General features: G+C 63.8%; 20 protein-coding genes. 16 read left to right on the plus strand and 4 right to left on the minus strand.

What is annotated here, in order from left to right; translation table 11 throughout:
• Positions 1 to 53: 53 nt before the first annotated feature.
• On the minus strand, positions 54 to 1,022 hold the full coding sequence (locus MUB52_RS16610) for a TAXI family TRAP transporter solute-binding subunit (protein WP_263845367.1): 969 nt from the start codon (positions 1,020 to 1,022) through the stop codon (positions 54 to 56).
• Positions 1,023 to 1,449: 427 nt separating this feature from the next.
• On the opposite strand from MUB52_RS16610, the gene MUB52_RS16615 reads away from it, so the two are divergent.
• Positions 1,450 to 2,766 (plus strand): aspartate aminotransferase family protein, encoded by a 1,317-nt coding sequence (locus MUB52_RS16615; protein WP_263845368.1) that lies wholly within the window; start codon positions 1,450 to 1,452, stop codon positions 2,764 to 2,766.
• 6 nt (positions 2,767 to 2,772) lie between these two features.
• Here the strand turns inward: MUB52_RS16615 and MUB52_RS16620 are convergent, their stop codons facing one another.
• Complete coding sequence (locus MUB52_RS16620; RefSeq protein ID WP_263845369.1) at positions 2,773 to 3,561, minus strand: nitroreductase family protein; 789 nt, start codon at positions 3,559 to 3,561, stop codon at positions 2,773 to 2,775.
• Between the two features lie 124 nt (positions 3,562 to 3,685).
• On the opposite strand from MUB52_RS16620, the gene MUB52_RS16625 reads away from it, so the two are divergent.
• The 7 genes from MUB52_RS16625 to MUB52_RS16655 are packed head-to-tail and all read left to right on the plus strand — an operon-like array spanning position 3,686 to position 8,822.
• The gene (locus MUB52_RS16625; RefSeq protein ID WP_263845370.1) at positions 3,686 to 4,417 is read left to right on the plus strand and encodes a succinate dehydrogenase/fumarate reductase iron-sulfur subunit; all 732 of its coding nucleotides are present in this window, start codon (positions 3,686 to 3,688) and stop codon (positions 4,415 to 4,417) included.
• The gene (locus MUB52_RS16630) at positions 4,417 to 4,758 is read left to right on the plus strand and encodes a succinate dehydrogenase (protein WP_263845371.1); all 342 of its coding nucleotides are present in this window, start codon (positions 4,417 to 4,419) and stop codon (positions 4,756 to 4,758) included. Before MUB52_RS16625 ends, MUB52_RS16630 begins: the two co-directional genes overlap by 1 nt.
• Positions 4,755 to 5,093: a succinate dehydrogenase, cytochrome b556 subunit gene (gene sdhC / locus MUB52_RS16635; protein ID WP_263845372.1), complete on the plus strand. Its 339-nt coding sequence runs from the start codon at positions 4,755 to 4,757 to the stop codon at positions 5,091 to 5,093. Before MUB52_RS16630 ends, sdhC begins: the two co-directional genes overlap by 4 nt.
• 2 nt (positions 5,094 to 5,095) lie before the next feature.
• The gene (locus MUB52_RS16640) at positions 5,096 to 6,847 is read left to right on the plus strand and encodes an L-aspartate oxidase (RefSeq protein ID WP_263845373.1); all 1,752 of its coding nucleotides are present in this window, start codon (positions 5,096 to 5,098) and stop codon (positions 6,845 to 6,847) included.
• A gap of 13 nt (positions 6,848 to 6,860) precedes the next feature.
• Entirely contained in the window at positions 6,861 to 7,214 is a 354-nt protein-coding gene (locus MUB52_RS16645) for a hypothetical protein (protein ID WP_263845374.1), read from the plus strand.
• Positions 7,201 to 8,157: a fumarate hydratase gene (locus MUB52_RS16650; RefSeq protein ID WP_263845375.1), complete on the plus strand. Its 957-nt coding sequence runs from the start codon at positions 7,201 to 7,203 to the stop codon at positions 8,155 to 8,157. Before MUB52_RS16645 ends, MUB52_RS16650 begins: the two co-directional genes overlap by 14 nt.
• The gene (locus tag MUB52_RS16655; protein ID WP_263845376.1) at positions 8,154 to 8,822 is read left to right on the plus strand and encodes a fumarate hydratase C-terminal domain-containing protein; all 669 of its coding nucleotides are present in this window, start codon (positions 8,154 to 8,156) and stop codon (positions 8,820 to 8,822) included. The genes MUB52_RS16650 and MUB52_RS16655 overlap by 4 nt, the downstream gene beginning before the upstream one ends.
• Here MUB52_RS16655 and MUB52_RS16660 read toward each other — a convergent pair.
• Together MUB52_RS16660 and MUB52_RS16665 are read right to left on the minus strand one after the other, a co-directional pair.
• On the minus strand, positions 8,819 to 9,562 hold the full coding sequence (locus MUB52_RS16660; RefSeq protein WP_263845377.1) for a sulfite exporter TauE/SafE family protein: 744 nt from the start codon (positions 9,560 to 9,562) through the stop codon (positions 8,819 to 8,821). The genes MUB52_RS16655 and MUB52_RS16660 overlap by 4 nt on opposite strands.
• Positions 9,559 to 10,470: a LysR substrate-binding domain-containing protein gene (locus tag MUB52_RS16665; RefSeq protein WP_263845378.1), complete on the minus strand. Its 912-nt coding sequence runs from the start codon at positions 10,468 to 10,470 to the stop codon at positions 9,559 to 9,561. The genes MUB52_RS16660 and MUB52_RS16665 overlap by 4 nt, the downstream gene beginning before the upstream one ends.
• 151 nt (positions 10,471 to 10,621) lie before the next feature.
• On the opposite strand from MUB52_RS16665, the gene MUB52_RS16670 reads away from it, so the two are divergent.
• The 8 genes from MUB52_RS16670 to MUB52_RS16705 all read left to right on the plus strand — a co-directional run bounded on the left by MUB52_RS16670 (position 10,622) and on the right by MUB52_RS16705 (position 18,272).
• Entirely contained in the window at positions 10,622 to 11,596 is a 975-nt protein-coding gene (locus MUB52_RS16670; RefSeq protein ID WP_263845379.1) for a Bug family tripartite tricarboxylate transporter substrate binding protein, read from the plus strand.
• 87 nt (positions 11,597 to 11,683) lie between these two features.
• Positions 11,684 to 12,175, plus strand: coding sequence for a tripartite tricarboxylate transporter TctB family protein (locus MUB52_RS16675; protein WP_263845380.1), 492 nt, complete (start codon positions 11,684 to 11,686; stop codon positions 12,173 to 12,175).
• Positions 12,172 to 13,686, plus strand: coding sequence for a tripartite tricarboxylate transporter permease (locus tag MUB52_RS16680; protein WP_263845381.1), 1,515 nt, complete (start codon positions 12,172 to 12,174; stop codon positions 13,684 to 13,686). The genes MUB52_RS16675 and MUB52_RS16680 overlap by 4 nt, the downstream gene beginning before the upstream one ends.
• A gap of 145 nt (positions 13,687 to 13,831) precedes the next feature.
• A complete protein-coding gene (locus MUB52_RS16685; protein WP_263845382.1) occupies positions 13,832 to 14,209 on the plus strand; it encodes a hypothetical protein in 378 nt (125 codons plus the stop codon).
• Positions 14,206 to 15,264 (plus strand): Rieske 2Fe-2S domain-containing protein, encoded by a 1,059-nt coding sequence (locus MUB52_RS16690; RefSeq protein WP_263845383.1) that lies wholly within the window; start codon positions 14,206 to 14,208, stop codon positions 15,262 to 15,264. The genes MUB52_RS16685 and MUB52_RS16690 overlap by 4 nt, the downstream gene beginning before the upstream one ends.
• Positions 15,261 to 16,019, plus strand: coding sequence for a hypothetical protein (locus MUB52_RS16695; RefSeq protein ID WP_263845384.1), 759 nt, complete (start codon positions 15,261 to 15,263; stop codon positions 16,017 to 16,019). The genes MUB52_RS16690 and MUB52_RS16695 overlap by 4 nt, the downstream gene beginning before the upstream one ends.
• Entirely contained in the window at positions 16,016 to 16,300 is a 285-nt protein-coding gene (locus MUB52_RS16700) for a hypothetical protein (RefSeq protein ID WP_263845385.1), read from the plus strand. Before MUB52_RS16695 ends, MUB52_RS16700 begins: the two co-directional genes overlap by 4 nt.
• A complete protein-coding gene (locus tag MUB52_RS16705) occupies positions 16,293 to 18,272 on the plus strand; it encodes a thiamine pyrophosphate-dependent enzyme (protein WP_263845386.1) in 1,980 nt (659 codons plus the stop codon). Before MUB52_RS16700 ends, MUB52_RS16705 begins: the two co-directional genes overlap by 8 nt.
• Positions 18,273 to 18,327 lie beyond the last annotated feature (55 nt).

Raw genomic sequence — 18,327 nt, forward strand, 5'->3', positions numbered from 1 at the left:
TTGGTGGGCGTCAGAGGGCGGCGCACCGCCCTCTGGTTCGGCATCGGATCAGATTATTCGATCCAGCCTTTTTCCTTGTAGTACTTCTCGGCACCCGGATGCAGCGGCGCCGACAGGCCGGCTGTGGCCATTTCTTCCGCTGTCAGGTTGGCAAAGGCCGGGTGCAGTTTCTTGAAATCTTCGAAGTTGTCGAAGACCGCCGAGACAACCGCGTAAACCGCGTCTTCCGACACAGCCGCCGACGTCACGAAGGTTGCGCCCACACCGAATGTGGCCACGTCAGCATCGGTGCCGCGATACATGCCGCCGGGGATCTTGGCGGAGCGGTAGTAGGAGTTATCACCGATCAGCGCGTCGATTTCCGCGCCGGAGACTTCAACCAGCACGGAATCGCAGGCGGTTGTGGCTTCCTGGATCGAACCGGAGGGGTGCCCAACGGTGTAGATCATCGCGTCGATCTGGTTGTCGCAGAGCGCCGCAGACTGCTCTGCCGCCTTCAGCTCGGACGCCAGAGCCAGATCGGACATCTCCCAGCCCATCTTCTCCATGACCACTTCCATGGTGCCACGCTGGCCGGAGCCGGGGTTGCCGATATTGACCCGCTTGCCTTTCAGATCGGCAAAGCTGCTGATGCCGGCATCGGCACGGGCGACAACGGTGAAGGGCTCCGGGTGCACCGAGAAGACCGCGCGCAGGTCCTCGAAGGGACCCTGTTCCTCGAACTGCGATGTGCCGTTGTAGGCATGGTACTGCCAGTCGGACTGCGCCACGCCGAACTCCAACTCGCCCGCGCGGATGGTGTTGATGTTGTAGACCGAGCCGCCGGTCGATTCGACCGAGCAGCGGATGCCGTGCTCTTTCCGGCCCTTGTTCACCAGGCGGCAGATCGCGCCACCGGTGGGGTAGTAGACCCCGGTGACACCACCCGTTCCGATGGTGATGAACTCTTCGGCCATGGCCACCGGCGCGGTCAGAACCGCGACCGCCGCACCCGCGACCGTAAGCTTCAATCCTTTGAACATAGTTTTCTCCCTTATTTGGATTATGGATCGTTTATCAGCCGTCCCGCACTGGTTGTAAACGGCGGTTGCTGTGTTCCAGCTTCGCGACTTCGGGCCTAAGGTCGATGCCTCTGCCCGCCCCAGGCCCGTCCTGGCGTGGTGCGGTGCACCAAAGCGCGTGCCACATGTCGCCCCAAGTCGCTCGGGCGTATGTTGCGAGGACCGGCTCGGCGTGCCCCGTTACATGGCCGTGCAGGCGTGTCGCGGGCCGGTTTAACCCGCCGCCGCCTGCGCCCAAGCACGATGATGTTCTGCCATCCAGTCGTCCGGTCACGCATGCCCCCCAAGCCATCGTGAATCCTGTCGTGATGAAGTCGTCCGTTCCAGCGCATTGTCGACACGGGCTCCATATGCTTCACAATTGGCAGCGAAACGGGGGAGATTCCCAATGTCACACGTCTTTGCAAGGCACTCTAAAACCGATCTTCGGCGTGCGTCTATAGGTAAAGGTACGTACCTCTATGACGCTGATGGAAAAGAGTATTTCGATGGATCGGGCGGGGCCGCGGTCTCCTGTCTTGGGCACGGCGACCCGGATGTGATCGCCGCGATCCAGGCGCAGGTGGCGCAGCTGGCCTATGCACATACCAGCTTTTTCACCTCCGAGCCGGCGGAAGAGCTGGCGGATCGCCTCGTCGCAGAGGCCCCCGGCGCGCTCGACAAGGTCTATTTCGTCTCCGGCGGATCCGAGGCGGTTGAGGCGGCGCTGAAGCTTGCCCGGCAGTACTTCGTCGAGATCGGCCAGCCGGAGCGGCGCCACTTCGTTGCCCGGCGGCAGAGCTATCACGGCAACACGCTCGGGGCCTTGGCCACCGGTGGCAATGTGTGGCGCAAGCAGGCCTTCGCGCCGATCATGGTCGAGACCTCTTTGATTTCTCCCTGCTATGCCTATCGTGGGCAGGACGAGGGCGAGAGCGCTTTCGACTACGGCCAGCGCGTCGCCAACGAGTTGGAAGAGGAGTTGCAGCGGCTGGGTCCCGAAACGGTCATCGGTTTTGTGGCCGAACCGGTCGTCGGTGCGACACTGGGTGCCGTGCCGCCCGTCGAGGGCTACTTCAAGCGCATCCGCGAGATCTGCGACCAATACGGCATCCTGCTGATCCTCGATGAGGTCATGTGCGGGATGGGCCGCACCGGCACGCTCTTCGCGCATGAGCAGGAAGGCATCACGGCGGATATCGTCACCATAGCCAAGGGGTTGGGTGCGGGGTATCAGCCCATTGGGGCCATGATGTGCACGGACAGCATCCACCAGGCCATCGCGGAGGGATCCGGTTTCTTCCAGCACGGGCACACGTACATCGGCCACCCGACCGCCTGTGCGGCGGGCAATGCTGTGCTGAAGAAACTGACCGGCGGGTTGGTGCAACGTTGTGCCGTGATGGGGGAGAAACTGCAGTCGGCCCTGCAGTCGGAATTCGGCCAGCATCCGCACATCGGCGATGTGCGTGGGCGCGGGCTCTTCCGCGGGCTCGAGATCGTCGAGGATCGTGCAACGAAAAAGCCCTTCGATCCGGCGAAGGGCATCAACAAGACCATCAAGCAGACCGCAATGTCGAACGGCCTTGCCTGCTACCCGATGGGCGGCACGGTGGACGGGCGGCAGGGGGACCACGTGCTGCTGGCGCCCCCCTTTATCCTCGAAGACCACCACATCGACGAGATCGTCACGAAGCTGAAGACCACCTTCGACGTCGTCCTCTGAGCGATCTCATTCGAGCTTGAAGCCGATGGCGCGGATGAAGGCACCGAAGTCGGTGCGCTGTGGGGCGGCATACATCCGGGCCTTCGCCTCGGACCAGCCCGGCCCCTCCGCCCTATCGAGGCGGCGGGTGTCGTAGGCGGTGACGTGAGCCTGGGTGCAGTCGTCGAAGTGGTTGTGGTGCACGGTCGCGGCAAGCGGCAACCGGGCGCTGACGCGTTGCGGGCCTGCGGGGTGGCCAACGGCCATCGCCGCGACGGGGAACACGTGATCGGGCAGGCGCAGCAGATCCCTGACCTCCGGAAGATGGTTGCGGATCGTGCTGATCGGGCAGCACCCAAGGCCTGCGGCTTCCGCGGCCGCGAGGAAGGTCGCGAGTGCGATCCCTGCATCGAGGCTGGCGTTGAAGAAGGCATCCAGATGATCATTCGGGAAGGGTTGGCCGTGCCACGCCTGGATCTGCCGTTGCCGGCGGTTATTGGCGAGAAACACGACCATGGAGGGGGCCTCGGCGATCCACTGCTGAGCGGCGAGCAGTGACTTCAGGGCTGCGCGCAGATCGGCGTCCGTGACGATCAGGATATCGCGCTGCTGCAGATCGCTTTTGGAGGGCGCCGACAGGGCCGCGGCGCAGAGTGTCTCAAGCAGGTCGAGATCGACGGTCCGATCGTTGAAATGTCGGCAGGAGGCCCGCCCCGCCAGCCGTTTCAGCGCGGCGTTGTCTGCGAGCTCTGCCGGCACCCGCGGCGTATCGCCGAACCGCTTTGAGAAGAGCGCGGGCAAGGACGCATCAGCCATGGCAGGGACCCTGCGTTTTGAAAGCTATTCTTACGGAAATCATAAGAACATATTCCTTCTCGTTAGGTATTCCGGTGGTTATACCATAGGCCCAACGGGAACAGTCACAAGACAGGACGCCGGTTTGGGTCGTGATAGCGATGTTTTGCAGGTGTCGGTCTGGCGTGGAGCATCCGCGCAGGGCCGCTATCGCACCTATGAGGTTCCGGCCCAGGAGAACCAGACCGTTCTGGATGTCGTCTCCTGGATTCAGCACTATGCGGATGCGTCGCTGACCTATCGGTTTGCCTGTCGGGTTGGTATGTGCGGCTCCTGTGCGATGATGGTCAATGATCAGCCGCGCTGGACCTGCCGGACCCACGTGAGAAAGGTCGTGAAGGAGGGAAAGGTGCGCATCGGGCCGTTGCGGAACCTGCCGGTGATCAAGGACCTGGCCACCGACATGGATCCGTTCTTCGACAAATGGGTGACCGCAGGTGGGGTGCATGCGCCGAGTGCCACGCGGGACGAGCCGATCCCGCCTGTGAACCCCGAGGAAACCGCCCGCCTGGAAGCCAGCGCGGGGATCGAATGCATCAACTGCGCGATATGCTACGCGGCCTGTGACACCGTGGCAGGCAATCCCGACTACTTGGGCCCCGCCGCGCTGCAACGCGCCTGGACCCTGCTGAACGACGGCAAACACGGCGCGCGCGACCAGATCCTCGATGCCGTCTCAGGCACCGGAGGGTGCCACAATTGTCATTCGATGGGGAGTTGCACGGCCTTTTGCCCGAACGACCTCGACCCGATGTCCGCCATCGCTGGGCTGAAACGCGAGACAGCGCGCACCTTTTTCCGCAGGAGGCGCGGCTGATGCTCGACCTGCGCCTCTACATGCTCCAGCGGATCACCGCCCTGATCATGGCGCCGCTGACGCTTGGCCACATCGCGGTGATGATCTACGCGGTGCAGGGCGGGCTGACGGCAGAGGAGATCTTGGGGCGCACGCAGGGCTCCATCTTCTGGTTTCTGTTCTACGGCAGCTTCGTGCTGGCGGTGTCGCTGCATGCCGCAATCGGCCTGCGGGTGATCCTGCACGAGACGCTTGGCCTTGGCGGCTGGGCGCTGCGCGCGGCCACGTGGGGCATTGCCTTTCTCCTGCTGGCGATGGGGGGTCAGGCCGTGATCGCGGTCACCTGGAGCGGGGGGGCATGAGGCCTGCGCGCGCACATCCGCTGTGGCTCGCCTTCGTGCTGCACCGGGTCTCCGGTCTTGCGCTGGCCCTCTTCCTGCCGCTGCACTTTTGGGTGCTGTCGCTGGCGCTGACCCAACCGGAGCGATTGAACCGGTTTCTCAGCTTCACGGAGCAACCCATTGCGAAGCTGGCGGAATTCGGCCTGGTCTTCCTGCTGGCCGTGCACATGTTCGGCGGGCTTCGATTGATTGCGCTGGAGTGGCTGCCCTGGTCAGCGCCGCAGAAGACACTGGCCGCCGGCGCCGTGAGCGTGGCGGCCCTCATTTCTGGCGCGTTCTTCTTGCAGGTGGTGTGAGGATGCAGATCGACCGGCATGACACGGATATCCTGATCCTCGGCACCGGTGGCGCGGGGCTCTTTGCGGCACTTCACGCCCAGCAAGCCGCGCCGGAGGGCACGAAGATCACCATTGCGGTGAAGGGGCTGATCGGCAAATGCGGCTGCACGCGGATGGTGCAGGGTGGCTACAACGTGGCCCTGGGCGGTGGCGATACGGTCGAGCGCCATTTCATGGACACGATCGAGGGTGGCAAGTGGCTGCCCAACCAGGACATGGCCTGGCGGCTGTGCGAACAGGCGGTCGTGCGCATCCGCGAGCTGGAAAACGAGATCGGCTGCTTCTTTGACCGCAACCCGGACGGCACGCTTCACCAGAAGGCCTTCGCCGGACAGACGGCGGATCGCACGGTGCACAAGGGCGATCTGACCGGCATCGAGATCATCAACCGGCTGATGGAGCAGGTGTTGAGCCGCCCGGTCGAGAAGCTGCAGGAGCACCGGGCGGTGGGGCTGATCCCCACGAAAGACGGCGGCGCGCTCGCGGGTGTGCTGATGATCGACATGCGCACCGGGCGCTTTCGCTTCGTGCGCGCCAAGACGGTGCTGATGGCCACGGGTGGCGGGCCGACCATGTACAAGTATCACACGCCGTCGGGTGACAAGACGATGGACGGGCTCGCCATGGCGCTGCGGGTGGGCCTGCCGCTTCGCGACATGGAGATGGTGCAGTTCCACCCCACGGGCCTGCTGGCCGGCCCGCAGAGCCGCATGACCGGAACGGTGCTGGAAGAGGGCCTGCGGGGCGCAGGTGGGCAGTTGCTGAACGCCGCCGGTCAGCGCTTCATGTTCGACTATGACGCCAAGGGCGAACGCGCAACGCGCGATGTGGTTAGCCGCGGCATCTACGCCGAGATGCGCAAGAGTAATGACCCGGATCAGGTCGGCATGTTCATCTCCATGGCACACCTCGGGCCGGAGAACGTGCGCGCCAAGTTCAAGGGCATGGTGAAGCGCTGCGCGGACAGCGGCTTTGACCTCGCCGCTGGTTTGGTCGAGGTTGTGCCGACCGCGCATTACTTCATGGGTGGTGTGGTGGTTGACGTGGATACGCGCACGGCGCTGGAAGGGCTCTATGTGGCCGGAGAGGATGCGGGCGGGGCCCATGGATCGAACCGCCTCGGTGGCAACGGTGTGGCCAATTCCACCGTCTACGGCGGCATCGCCGGGGATACCATGGGCGCTGACATCCGCAGCATGGGTGCCTTGCGCGATCCGGATGAAGACGTGCTCGCGGCGGAACTGGCCCGCGCGACCCGACCGCTCGGCCGAGCGGCAGATCTGGTCCAGCCGCTGCGCAACCGGCTTCAGGAGGCGATGTGGGAGGACGTGGGCGTGATGCGCACCGCGGCAGGCATGCGCCGCGGGTTGGAGCGGGTTGCCGCCATCCGCGACGAGCTGATGCAGGTCGGCGTGGCCGCGGACAACCTGGCCTTCAACCTCACCTGGCATGACTGGCTGAACATGGCGAGCCTATGCGATGTCTCGGAGGTGATCGCCAAGGCCGGGCTGGCCCGTGAAAACTCTCGCGGCGCGCATTACCGCGAGGATTTCCCCGACGCAGGCGCCATGGAAGAGTCGTATTTTACCGTCGCCCGGCAACAGGGAAATGACGTGAGCGTCACCCGCGAAGCCGTTGATTTCTCAATCGTTCGCCCCGGTGAGACCATCCTGCCGGAGGGCGAGCCCGAAACCCTGGTGGCAGCACAATGAAAGGATAAACTAGATGGAGTGGGTTCTTGGAGTCTTAACGGCGGTAGTTGTTGCATATTTTACCGCGCTGTTTGCCGCGAAGAACGAGAAACAGCGAATACGCGAAGAATTGAAGCTCGAGCACGCCGTGGAAACAGCGATTACTCAGTTGTTAGATAAGCAGGGTTGGGAGTTGCGGAGCTTCGATACCATCAAGCGCCATGTTCGGGGCTTTGATGATGATACTCTTCGGCAGTATCTTGTCCGCGCTGGCGCTATCGCTTTCGACGATCAGACACGTCGAAGCGAGGGCCCAGGTAAGGTTGAACGTTGGGGCCTATTGAAGAACAACATAGAAAGGCTACACCGAGCCGATGATCCCGATTAGTCTCATCGAAAGCACGGCCCAGACGCTCATGGACAAGGCTGCCATCGAGATCCCGCAGGACTATCTCGACGGGCTCAAGGCCGCGGCTGCGACGGAAGACGGGGATCTGTCGTCCTTCGTGCTCAAGGCGATGCTGGACAACTACGAGGCCGCGAAGGAGGATCGCCGGGCGATGTGCGGCGACACCGGCGTGCCGCGCTGGTTCGTGAAGCTGGGCAATGACGCCCGGATTGAAGGGGGCTTCGTGGCACTTGAGGCGGCACTGCGGCGCGCAACGGCCCATGCCACCGCGTCGGTTCCGCTGCGGCCCAACCGGGTGCATCCGCTCTGGCGGACGGATCACAACAACAACGTCGGGATCGGCGCGCCGGAGATCGAATATGGGTTCGAGCCCGAGGGCGAGTGGATTGATCTCATCACCGTGCACAAGGGCGGGCTTTTCGGTACCGACTATCGGATGCTGTTTCCCTCGGATGGCATTGAAGGGATCAAGCGCTTCTACCTCGACAGTCTGGTGGCGTTCGGCAAACGGGGTCTGGCATGTCAGCCCGCGATCATCGGCATCGGTTTGGGGGGCTCCAAGGACACCTGCATGGTGCTGGGCAAACGCGCGTCGATCCTGCGTACCGTCGGCAGCCGCAATGCTGACCCGAAGATCGCGGCGATGGAGGATGAGTTCAAGGAGCTTGGCAACTCGATCGGTATGGGAGCCATGGGATTTGTCGGCAAAAACATGGTGATAGACTGCAACATTGAAGTCGGTTATTGCCACACGGGTGGCATGCAGATGTCGGTGCATGCCTTTTGCCTGTCGTCGCGCCGGGCGGTCGCCCGGCTCTTCCCGGACGGGCGGGTGGAGCATCGGACGGACCCGGATTGGTTTACACCTTACCAGCGCCGCGAGACCGTCGAATGGGATCCTGTACAGGAGGCGGCCGAATGAAGATTCGCGAAGTCATATTGTCAACCACCCCCACTGCGGAGGCGGTGGCGGATTTGCGGCTGGGCGATATCGTCTACCTCGACGGACTGATCTACACGGCCCGCGAAGGGGTCTACATGCGCGCGCTGGAGCAGAAAGCCAACATCCCCATGGAACTGCCGTCGCAGAGCGCGGCCAACTTCCACTGCTCACCTGCTGCGGTGATCCGTGAGGATGGCTCCTTCGATCTCGGGGCCGTCACCGCCACGGCCAGCTTCCGCTTCGCCAAATGGCTGCCGGAGTGGATTGCGAAGACCGGCGCGCGGCTGATCATCGGAAAAGGTGGCATGTCGTCAAAGGATTACAAGGAGTATTTCGTGCCGAACGGCGCGGTGTACCTCTCGACCGTCGGTTACGGCACCGGGGCCCTGCTCGGCCGCGGGGTCGAGACCGTCGAGGCGGTGCATTGGCATGAGGAACTCGGCATCGCGCAGGCCATGTGGGTGATCCGGGCCCGCCGCATGGGCCCCTTCATCGTCGCGTCGAACCTTGACGGCGAGTGCCTTTTCGAGCGCGAGAACGCCAAGATCGCCGAGAACCTGGACCGGGTCTACGAAGGCACCAAGCCGGCCGTTCTGAAGCGCTACGGCGAGACCGATGACCGCTCGGACGAGGTCATCGGCTAGAGCACTTCGCGCAACAGCAGCACTGTGCCCGAGAGGAAGCAGACCGCGATGAGCAGTCGGCGAAAGACCGCGTCGTCCAGCCGCTTGAACACCGCGATGCCCACCTGGGCGGCCACCAGGGCGGTGGGCAGGGCGACGCAGATATGAAGCAGCGTTTGCGCGTGGTACGCGCCGTTCCAGGCCAGCATCGCCGCGGTCAGCCCCAGTACGGTCACGTTGAAGGGCTGCAGCACGGCGCGGGTTTCGTACCGCGGCCAGGCCCGCATCGAACACCACATGGTGGGCAGCGCGCCAGAGAGCGAAGCGGCCCCGCCAAGCACGCCCGAGAAAAAGCCCACCGTGCAGTCGATCACCGGCGTGGGTCGGTCGATCCGCGGCAGGGTGCGGCGCAGGGTGAAGAAGCCGCCATACAGGATCAGAAAAAAAGCGATCAGCAGCTTCAGCATCGAGACGTCGATCTGTTTCAACGATGCGATGCCCAAGGGAATTCCAAAGGTTGCGGGCAGCAGGAACCGCGCCAGGCGTCGCGGGTTCTGAGCGATCGCGTGGCGCACGATCCAAAGCCCTTGAAGCCCGCTGACGACCGAGATCACCACCGTGATCGCCACCGCCTCGACTGCGGGCATGATGGTCAGAAAGAACCCCAGGGCAAAAAGCGAGGTCCCAAAGCCCGCGAGCCCGTTGATGAACCCGCCCGCGATGGCACCGATGACCAGATAGAAGATCTCGTATCCCGTCACGCAGGCGGCCCGCTCTCGGCCGCCTCGCCGAAGGCTCCGATCTCGACGGACTTCAGACAAACGCTGTGCAGGGCCTTGAGAACCGGGGTGCGGACCGTGTCGCGGGGAAAGGCGAGGCCAAGCCTGCGCACGGGCGCATCCGGGCCCAGCGACAGGCGTTTGAGCGGCAGCGGGCTGTTGGTCTGCACCGCGCGTCGCGGGGCGATGGCCACGCCGAGCTTGGCGAAGACCATGCTGGAAATCGCCTCGAGCCCATCGAGCTCCATCGCCTCGGTCACGCGGATGCCCTTCTTTTGCAACCAGCTTTCGATCATATGTCCCACAACCGCATCGCGGTTGAAGCGGATGAACGGGTAGGTGGTCAGCAAATGAAACGGATCGTCGCTATCGATGTCTTGTGAGGCGAGCAGCTGCAAAGGCTCCTCGGCGATGTCGAGAAAGTCGAGCCGCGCGGGCAGCAGATACGGGCGCGTGACGATGGCCGCATCGAGCGCACCGCGTTCGAGTTGCGAGACCAGCTGGTTGCTGAGCCCGGGGAAAAGCCGGACCCGGACTTGCGGATAGGCGCTGACCAGCATCGAGATGGCCGAGGGCACCATCGTCGTCAGCGTCGTGGGCAGCGCACCAAGCGAGACCTCGCCGCTCACCCCGCTTTCGCCGAGAACCGAGGGCAGCATCTGGTCGTAGGCCTGCACGACCTCGCGGGCCTTCAGAACCAGCGCGCGGCCCAGCGGTGTCAGCTCGGGGGTGCGCCGCGAGCGATCAAAGAGCTGGAGCCCCCAACGCTCTTCGAGGCCACGCATCTGCTGGCTGACGGCGGCGTGGGTGATGTGAACGGCATTCGCAGCGGCACTGAAGGTCTTGTGATCGTAGACGGCGATCAGTGTCCGAAGCGTGCGTATCGACATGATCGGGAGAGAGCCTTGCTTAAGAGTGCCTTACTGGCGGTGTAATTTATTATTACTTCTATAAAGCATGTCTTAAGGTTACCTATTGTCAAGGGTGCCGTCGGCTTGGCCCGGAACGGTCCGGAAACAAGAGACGACTGGGAGGAATAGGATGACATTCAAGACACTCGGCGCGATCTGCGCCTTGAGCCTGGGCCTGGCCGGGGCCGCGATGGCGGAGTATCCGGAACGGCCGATCAACATGGTGATCCCCTATGGGGCCGGCGGGGCGACGGATATTTCGGCCCGCACGATTGCCGAGCCGTTGGGCGCCGCGGTCGGCAAACCGCTGGTCATGGCGAACGTCACGGGGGCGGGCGGGGCGACCGGCTCGGTTGCGGTGCAGAACGCGAATGCGGACGGTTACACCATGCTCTTTGCACGCGTGGGCTCGCATTCAGTGAACCCGGCGATGAAGGCAACGCTGCCCTATACGCTCGAGGACTTCCGTTTTGTCACGGTCTACGAGATCAACCCGTTCGCTTGCGTGGTCTCTGCCAATTCTGATCTCGCGTCGATGGAGGACGTGCTGGCCAGGGCCCAGGCGGGTGAGTTGAGTTTCTCCTCCTCGGGGGTCGGCTCCGGGCCGCACCTTGCGGCGGCCATGGTGCTCGATGCGTTCGGGCTTGAGGATGCGGCCAATGCTGCGACACATATCCCGCAGCAGGGCGGTGGCGCTGCGGCCACGGCGGTTCTGAACGGGACGGCGGATTTTCTCTGCACCAACAGCTCGGCCCTGGCGGGGTTTGTGGCGAACGGCCAGATGCGCGCGCTTATGGTGACCACGGCCGAGCCGGTGGCTGGCTTTGACGCGCCGACGGCAGCCTCTCTTGGGCATCCCGAGCTGGAGCAGATGGTTGGCTGGACCGGCATTGCCGGGCCGGCTGGCTTGCCCGATGACGTTGCAGCCAAATGGGCCGAGTGGATGGAGGCCGCTGCTGCGGACGCCGATTTCGTCGAAAAGATGGAGGCGCGCGGATCGATCATTCGGGTCATGGCACCCGAAGAGGCGAATGATTTCATCCAGACTCAATATGAGACCTTCCGCAAACTTGTTGACGATCTGGGCATGAGGATTGAAGGCTAGGTCTATCGCCTTGAAATCCGGACAGAGGTCGCCGGGCGATGCAAGCGCCCGGCGTTTTTGGTCGGGCGCCACGGGGGAGGAGAGCGGATGACAGAGCGACAGGTGCAGATGCGTCTTGGGATCGGCGCGCTTTTGGCTGCGCTCTTTCTTGGGCTTTACGCCATTCCCGCATGGGTGTCTTCGCCGAGTAATGTGGGCAACGTTGTCCTGTCGCCGTTGTTCTGGCCCTATGCGCTGGCGGGGTTGACGGGTCTGACGGGCTTCGGGCTGATCTTTTCCGGTTTTCGGTCGGACCGGGACGGCGCACCCCTGGGTGAGCCGGACGGGGAGGCCGGTGCGGCATGGGTCCGCTTGGCTGCCATGGCAGTGATCATGGGGCTGACGATGCTGCTGCTGCCGCGCCTTGGAATGGTCCTCACCTCGATGCTGGTGTTCGTATCGACGGCGTTCCTCGTGCGCACGCGGCACCGGATCACTGCGGTGGTCTGCGCGGTATTGGTGCCACTGGTGCTCTATGCCTTCTTTGCCCATGTGGCCGGGGTCGCGATCCCGCAGGGCGATGTTCTGAGGCTGCCGTGAGCTTTGTCGACAGCATCGCCGCCGGGCTCAGCCTGGTGGGCAACATCGAAGCCTTTCTGGCGCTGTTTCTGGGCGTGGCCATCGGGGTGATCGGCGGGGCGATCCCGGGCATGTCGGCGACCATGGCCGTGGCGCTGACGCTGCCGTTCACCTTCGCGATGCAGCCGATCACCGGCATCCTGCTGCTTTTGGGCGTCTACAAGGGCGGCATCTTCGGCGGGGCGATCCCGGCGATCCTGATCAAGACGCCCGGAACGCCCGCATCCTCTGCCACCATCCTCGACGGCTACCCGATGGCCGAGAAGGGCGAAGCGGGCCGCGCGCTCGGCATGGCGCTCTGGGCCTCCTGCACGGCGGATGTGATCTCGAACCTCTCGCTCATTCTCTTCGCCGGGTGGCTTGCCTCCTTCGCGCTGAGCTTCGGGCCGCCGGAGTTCTTCACCCTGATCCTCTTCTCCCTGACCATCATCGCGGGTGTCTCGGGCGAGAGCCTGCTGCGCGGCGCGCTCTCGGCGCTGCTGGGTCTGTTGTTGGCGACCATCGGGCTCGACCTGGTCTACGGGACCAACCGTTTCACCTTTGGCGATCCGAACATGATGGGCGGGCTGAACTTCATCGCCGTGCTCATCGGGCTCTTCGCGATCCCCGAAATCCTCGCCATGGTCTGGCACCCGACCGCCCATGTGGGCAAGGCGCGTCGCCTTGGCAAGAACTGGGTGAGTTTCGCCGAGTATCGCCGCAGCTTCAAATCCATCGTGCGGGGCAGCTTCATCGGTGTGTTTCTGGGCTCGATCCCCGGCATCGGCGCCGCACCGTCGGCCTTCCTGAGCTATTCCGAAGCGCGCAGGACGTCCAAGAACCGCGAGAATTTCGGGAAGGGCGAGATTGAGGGCGTGGCTGCGTCCGAGGCGGGCAACAACGGTGTGGCGGGGGCCACGCTGATCCCGCTTCTGGCGCTTGGCGTGCCGGGGGATGTGATCACCGCCATCATCATCGGCGCCTTCATGATCCATGGGCTGCAGCCCGGCCCGATGATGTTCATCCTGAACGTGGATATCATCTACGGCCTCTTTATCGGGCTGATCGTGAGCTCGGTCTTCCTGTTCGTGATCGGATCGGTGGCGATCCGAGGCTTCAAATATGTGGCCGATGTACCCAAGCGGATCCTGATCCCCGCGGTGCTGGTGCTCTGCATCTACGGGGTCTTCGCGGTCAACAACAACATCTTCGACGTGGGCGTGATGTTCGTGATGGGCTGGGTCGGGTTTCTGATGATGCGTTTTCACATCCCCGCGGCGCCCTTCCTGATCGCCTTCATCCTCGGCCCCTTGCTGGAGGACAACTTCCGCCAGTCCATGCTCATGTCGGGCAGCGATCCTTCGATCCTGGTGCGGGGGCCGATTACCTGGTTCTTCTGGGCGATGACCTTTGTGACCATCATCGCCATTGTCCGCGCGGGCGTGCGCGCTGTCAGAACCGGCCCCGCATTCGGCCAAAAGCCCGAAGGGTGAGCTTCGGCTGCCGGTGGCGCGCAGAAACCACATCGGCCGCAATTCGCCGACCCTCGGCGGCAAAATCTGAAATTGTGATTTGGTCCTGAGTGCGAAATGCGTGCACGTTTCGGAGAGACGCCAAGATGACCGGAGCGCCAGGGACATGAACCAAGCCGAAGCCATCCTCATGGGCCTGCGCATCTGGGGCAGCATCGGCGCGGTGGTTGCCGCGATTTTCCTGACCATCGGCATGGACCGGATCGATGAAGACGCGCGCGAGGCCTACATTTTTCGACCGCTGCTCATTCCTGGGGTCCTGGTGATCTGGCCGCTGGTGCTCTGGCGCTGGTACCTCTACGAGGGCGGCCGTGACCAGTGGGCGCGCCGATATGACCCGCCCCGCCGCGCCCATTTCGCGGTGGGTTGGCTTTTGCCCATCGGGATCTGTCTGATCATCCTTGCGGGTCTGAGCCAGCGTCAGACCTGGCCGGCCGATCTCGCGCCGGTCCAGCTCTCTGCCCCGGCGGAGGTGAGCCAATGAGCGTCAAGTACATCCCCGTGCAGTGGAATGCGAACAAGTACATCTACGATGCGGTGATGCTGCTGGGGGTGGGGTTGTTTCTCTACGTGTTCCTCTACGCGGCTCCCGGAATTCTCAGTCACGAGCGCCCGATCAACAGCCAAGTTCACACTGCGCGCGCCTTCGGGGCCTGCGCCTTCGTCATGCTCACGGTGATCCTCTGCATCGGACCTCTGGCGCGGCTCGATCCGCGGTTTCTGCCGCTCTTGTACAACCGCCGGCACTTCGGTGTGATGACCGCCTTCGTGGCGATCACCCACGCGGGCTACATCGTGGATTGGTACTTTGCCTTCTCGGCTTCCAACAAGTACGAAGCCCTGCTTTTTGCAAACACGAGTTACGGCCAGCTCGCAGGCTTTCCGTTCGAGGCTTTCGGCATCTTCGCGCTCTTCACGCTGATCCTGCTGGCGGCGACGAGCCATGACTTCTGGATGAAATTCCTCAGCCCGCCGGTCTGGAAGCGCATCCACTACCTGATCTATCCCGCCTATCTTGCGGTGGTGGCGCATGTCTCTTTCGGCATCCTGCAGGACCAGCAGAACCACGCCTTCACGGCGATCTTCATTGGCGGTGCGGCGGCGGTGGGGGCCCTGCATCTGCTTGCGGCCCTGAAAGACCGCCGGACGGACGCGGCGCTCAAGGCCGACGCCGCCGACTGGGTACCTGTCTGCGATGTCTCCGAGATGAAGGACGGGTTTGCCAAGATCAAGCTCTTGGCCAATGGCGAGCGGGTTGCGGTCTATCTCAATGAAGGCAAGCTGAGCGCGATCTCCAATGCCTGCGCGCATCAGAACGGGCCGCTGGGCGAGGGGCGCATCATCGACTGTCTGGTGACCTGTCCCTGGCACGGGTTTCAGTACGACGTGACCAACGGGCGCTCGCCTGCCCCCTTCACCGAAAAGATCCCGACCTACAATCTGAAGCTCAAGGGCACCGCTGTACTGGTCCATCCACAGGCCAATGTGCCCGGTACCTATGTTGAACCGGTGCCTGTGCCGCAGGGAGGTCCGTCATGAGCGAGAAGGACAGCTTCTTCGTTGGCTATCTGCCCGCCCCGAAGGCGCTGCGGGGGCTGTTGCTGGCGGTCTGCGTCCTGTTCGTCTCGGGACTTGCAGGGTTCGGATTGGCGCTTGGCGTCGCCCAGGACGATCCGGGGGATGGCGCCTTTCGCTTCGACTACGGGCGCCAGACCGTGACGGGGGTGGTCGAACTCACACCCTATCCGCTTCTGCGGGTGACCGAAGGCAATGAGCAGATCCCGGCGGGGCACACGCTGATGCTCGCAGGCGGCGGCAAGACCAACGTGGAGGATCGCGCGATCCCGCTGGAGGGGCAGCTCGCACAGGTTTCCGGTGTGATGTTGCAGCGGGGCGCGCTCGACATGTTGCAACTGCGCGGCGGTACCAATGGGATACAGGCAGCGGAAGGCGCAGCGCCCGAGATGGAGACGATCCCCCTTGGCCGCTGGAAGCTCGCCGGTGAGATCTGCGACGGCAAATGCCTCGCAGGTGCGATGCGCCCGGGGCGCGGGCTGGCGCACAAGGCCTGCGCCAACCTCTGCCTGCTGGGCAAGGTGCCGCCTGTCTTTGTCTCGACCCAGCCGGTGGACGGCTCGGAGTATCTGCTTGTCACCGGGCCGGATGGCGGGCATCTGCCCGAGATCGCATACCACTACGTGGCGCAATATGTGTCGCTCGAAGGTGAGGTCGAGCGGCGGGGCGACCTGCTGGTGCTGCGCATGGACCCTGACACGCTGGAGGTCTTGCCGTGATCCGCCGCATTCTGATGCTTGGTCTCGTTGCAGTGCTCGCCACGGCTTTCTTCTACCTCTCCCGCTTTTGGTATCTCTCGCTCTGGGACAGGCCGGGGTTGTTGGGGTGGGAGGCCTTGCGCCCGCAGGGTGGCTTGGTCGGCCAATGGCTGCGCGGGACGAATGCGGCGCCGTTCGAATTGCTGATCTGGGCGCTGGGGTGTTTCGGGGTTCTGAGCCTCGTCCAGAAACTCTATGATGTGCTGAGCAAGCCACCCGAGACCGGAGAGCCACATGAGTGACGCATCCCTCGACTGGATCCGTGTCGGGCACACCGACGATCTGCCTGAGGGCCGGGTCAAGACGGTCACCGCGCGCACCACCTCGATCTGCCTGGTGCATTTCGATGGGCAATGGGCGGCCATGAACAACCACTGCCCGCATCAGCGCGGCCCGCTGGGCGAAGGCTCGATCGAAAAGGGCATCGATGACAAATGCTGGATCCGCTGCCCGTGGCACGGCTGGGATTTCGACCCGCTGACCGGCAAACCGCCCGGCGGGCATGAAGACACCGGGCAGCAGATGTATCCCGTGGACATCCGCGACAGCGAAATCTTCGTCGGGATCGCGCCCGAGCCGCCGCATGAGCGCACGGTCACGGATGTCATGGTCGAGACGCTGACCAACTGGGGGGTGCAATCCGTCTTCGGGATGGTGGGGCATTCGAACCTCGGGCTTTCCGACGCGATCCGGCGGGCCGTTGTGGATGGCCGGATGTCGTATTTCGGCATCCGACATGAAGGTGCCGCGGCCTTCGCCGCATCGGCCTACGGTAAGCTCACCGGCACACCCGCGGTGTGCCTGACCATTGCAGGGCCGGGGGCCACCAACTTGCTCACCGGGCTCTGGGACGCGAAGGTGGACCGCGCGCCGGTGCTGGCAATGACGGGCCAAGTGCAGACCCAGGTGATGGGGCCGGGGGCCTTCCAGGACATCGACCTTCTGTCGGCGTTTGAGGCGGTGACCCGCTTTTCACAGCCCGTTCTCGACAGCTCCAACCACGCAGAGCTGGCCTCGCTGGCCTGCAAGACGGCGATTGTCGAGCAGAACGTGGCGCATCTGATCTTCCCCGACGATGTACAGACGAACCCCTCGGACAAACCCGCAAGCGGCCCCGAGGGGCGTATTTCCGCCGCCCCGGTCACGCCGGCGCAAAGCGAGATCGAGAGGGTGGCCGAGATGCTGCGGGCAGCCAAACGCCCGATCATCGTTGTGGGTCATGGCGCGTACCCTGTTCGCGGCCAGATCGCTGCGCTCGCCAAAGCCCTCGGCGCGCCGGTGCTGACGACCTTCAAGGCCAAGGGGCTGGTGCCGGACGATCATACCTGTGCCGCGGGCGTGCTGGGGCGCTCGGGCACGCCGATCGCAAGTTGGTTCATGAACGAGGCGGACCTGATCCTGGCCCTCGGGACAAGCTTTTCGAACCACACCGGGATCGAGCGCAGCAAGACCATCATCCAGGTCGATCACGAGCGGATGCAGCTCGGCAAGTTCCATCCCGTGGCGCTGCCGGTCTGGGGGGATGTGGGCGCCTTCTGCACAGCTCTTCGGGATGTGCCTTGCACGCATCCGGAGGCCGAGGACCAGATCACCGAACTGGCCGAGCGCTGGGCGATCTGGCGGCGTGAAAAGCAGCACCGGCTGCAGGAGGACGCGGGGCGTGGCGTCCATTCCTTCGCGATCTTCGATGTGCTGGGCCAATTGGTGCCGGAGAACACCATCTTCGCGGTGGATGTCGGCAACAACACCTATTCCTTCGGCCGCTATCTGGAAACAAAAGGCCGCCAGCGGGTCCTGATGTCGGGCTATCTCGGCTCCATCGGCTTTGGCCTGCCCGCCGCCATGGGCGCCTGGGCCGCCACGCAGGACAAGGACGATCTGAAGGGCTGCAAGGTGGTGTCGATCTCCGGCGATGGCGGCTTTGGGCAGTACCCGATGGAGTTCACCACGGCGGTGAAGTACGGCATGGATCTCACCCATATCCTGCTGCACAACGGCGAGCTGGGGAAGATCTCGAAAGAGCAGCGTTCGGGCGAGTGGCCGGTCTGGGAAACGGATCTGCACAACCCCGGCTTTGCCGCTTTTGCACGCCTTTGCGGCGGCTACGGCGTGAAGGTCACCGAGCCGGATGATCTGCAAGCCGCGATCCGCGATGCGCTGGCGCATAAGGGCCCCGCGCTGGTGGAGATCATGACCGACGCAGAGCTTGTCTGACCGGATTGCAGAGCGCGCACCCATGCCTTAGGACGGTGCAACTGAACTAAGACCG

It is taken from the genome of Roseobacter sinensis (genome assembly GCF_025755255.1).
GTDB lineage: Bacteria > Pseudomonadota > Alphaproteobacteria > Rhodobacterales > Rhodobacteraceae > Roseobacter > Roseobacter sinensis.

Excerpts from the sequence above, each read along its gene's own strand:
- MUB52_RS16615 (WP_263845368.1), top strand. The coding sequence starts at position 1,450 with ATGTCACACGTCTTTGCAAGGCACTCTAAAACCGATCTTCGGCGTGCG.
- sdhC (WP_263845372.1), top strand. The coding sequence starts at position 4,755 with ATGAGGCCTGCGCGCGCACATCCGCTGTGGCTCGCCTTCGTGCTGCAC.
- MUB52_RS16705 (WP_263845386.1), top strand. The coding sequence starts at position 16,293 with ATGAGTGACGCATCCCTCGACTGGATCCGTGTCGGGCACACCGACGAT.
- MUB52_RS16620 (WP_263845369.1), bottom strand. The coding sequence starts at position 3,561 with ATGGCTGATGCGTCCTTGCCCGCGCTCTTCTCAAAGCGGTTCGGCGAT.
- MUB52_RS16685 (WP_263845382.1), top strand. The coding sequence starts at position 13,832 with ATGAACCAAGCCGAAGCCATCCTCATGGGCCTGCGCATCTGGGGCAGC.
- MUB52_RS16610 (WP_263845367.1), bottom strand. The coding sequence starts at position 1,022 with ATGTTCAAAGGATTGAAGCTTACGGTCGCGGGTGCGGCGGTCGCGGTT.
- MUB52_RS16675 (WP_263845380.1), top strand. The coding sequence starts at position 11,684 with ATGACAGAGCGACAGGTGCAGATGCGTCTTGGGATCGGCGCGCTTTTG.
- MUB52_RS16650 (WP_263845375.1), top strand. The coding sequence starts at position 7,201 with ATGATCCCGATTAGTCTCATCGAAAGCACGGCCCAGACGCTCATGGAC.
- MUB52_RS16645 (WP_263845374.1), top strand. The coding sequence starts at position 6,861 with ATGGAGTGGGTTCTTGGAGTCTTAACGGCGGTAGTTGTTGCATATTTT.
- MUB52_RS16670 (WP_263845379.1), top strand. The coding sequence starts at position 10,622 with ATGACATTCAAGACACTCGGCGCGATCTGCGCCTTGAGCCTGGGCCTG.
- MUB52_RS16690 (WP_263845383.1), top strand. The coding sequence starts at position 14,206 with ATGAGCGTCAAGTACATCCCCGTGCAGTGGAATGCGAACAAGTACATC.
- MUB52_RS16655 (WP_263845376.1), top strand. The coding sequence starts at position 8,154 with ATGAAGATTCGCGAAGTCATATTGTCAACCACCCCCACTGCGGAGGCG.
- MUB52_RS16640 (WP_263845373.1), top strand. The coding sequence starts at position 5,096 with ATGCAGATCGACCGGCATGACACGGATATCCTGATCCTCGGCACCGGT.
- MUB52_RS16630 (WP_263845371.1), top strand. The coding sequence starts at position 4,417 with ATGCTCGACCTGCGCCTCTACATGCTCCAGCGGATCACCGCCCTGATC.
- MUB52_RS16665 (WP_263845378.1), bottom strand. The coding sequence starts at position 10,470 with ATGTCGATACGCACGCTTCGGACACTGATCGCCGTCTACGATCACAAG.
- MUB52_RS16695 (WP_263845384.1), top strand. The coding sequence starts at position 15,261 with ATGAGCGAGAAGGACAGCTTCTTCGTTGGCTATCTGCCCGCCCCGAAG.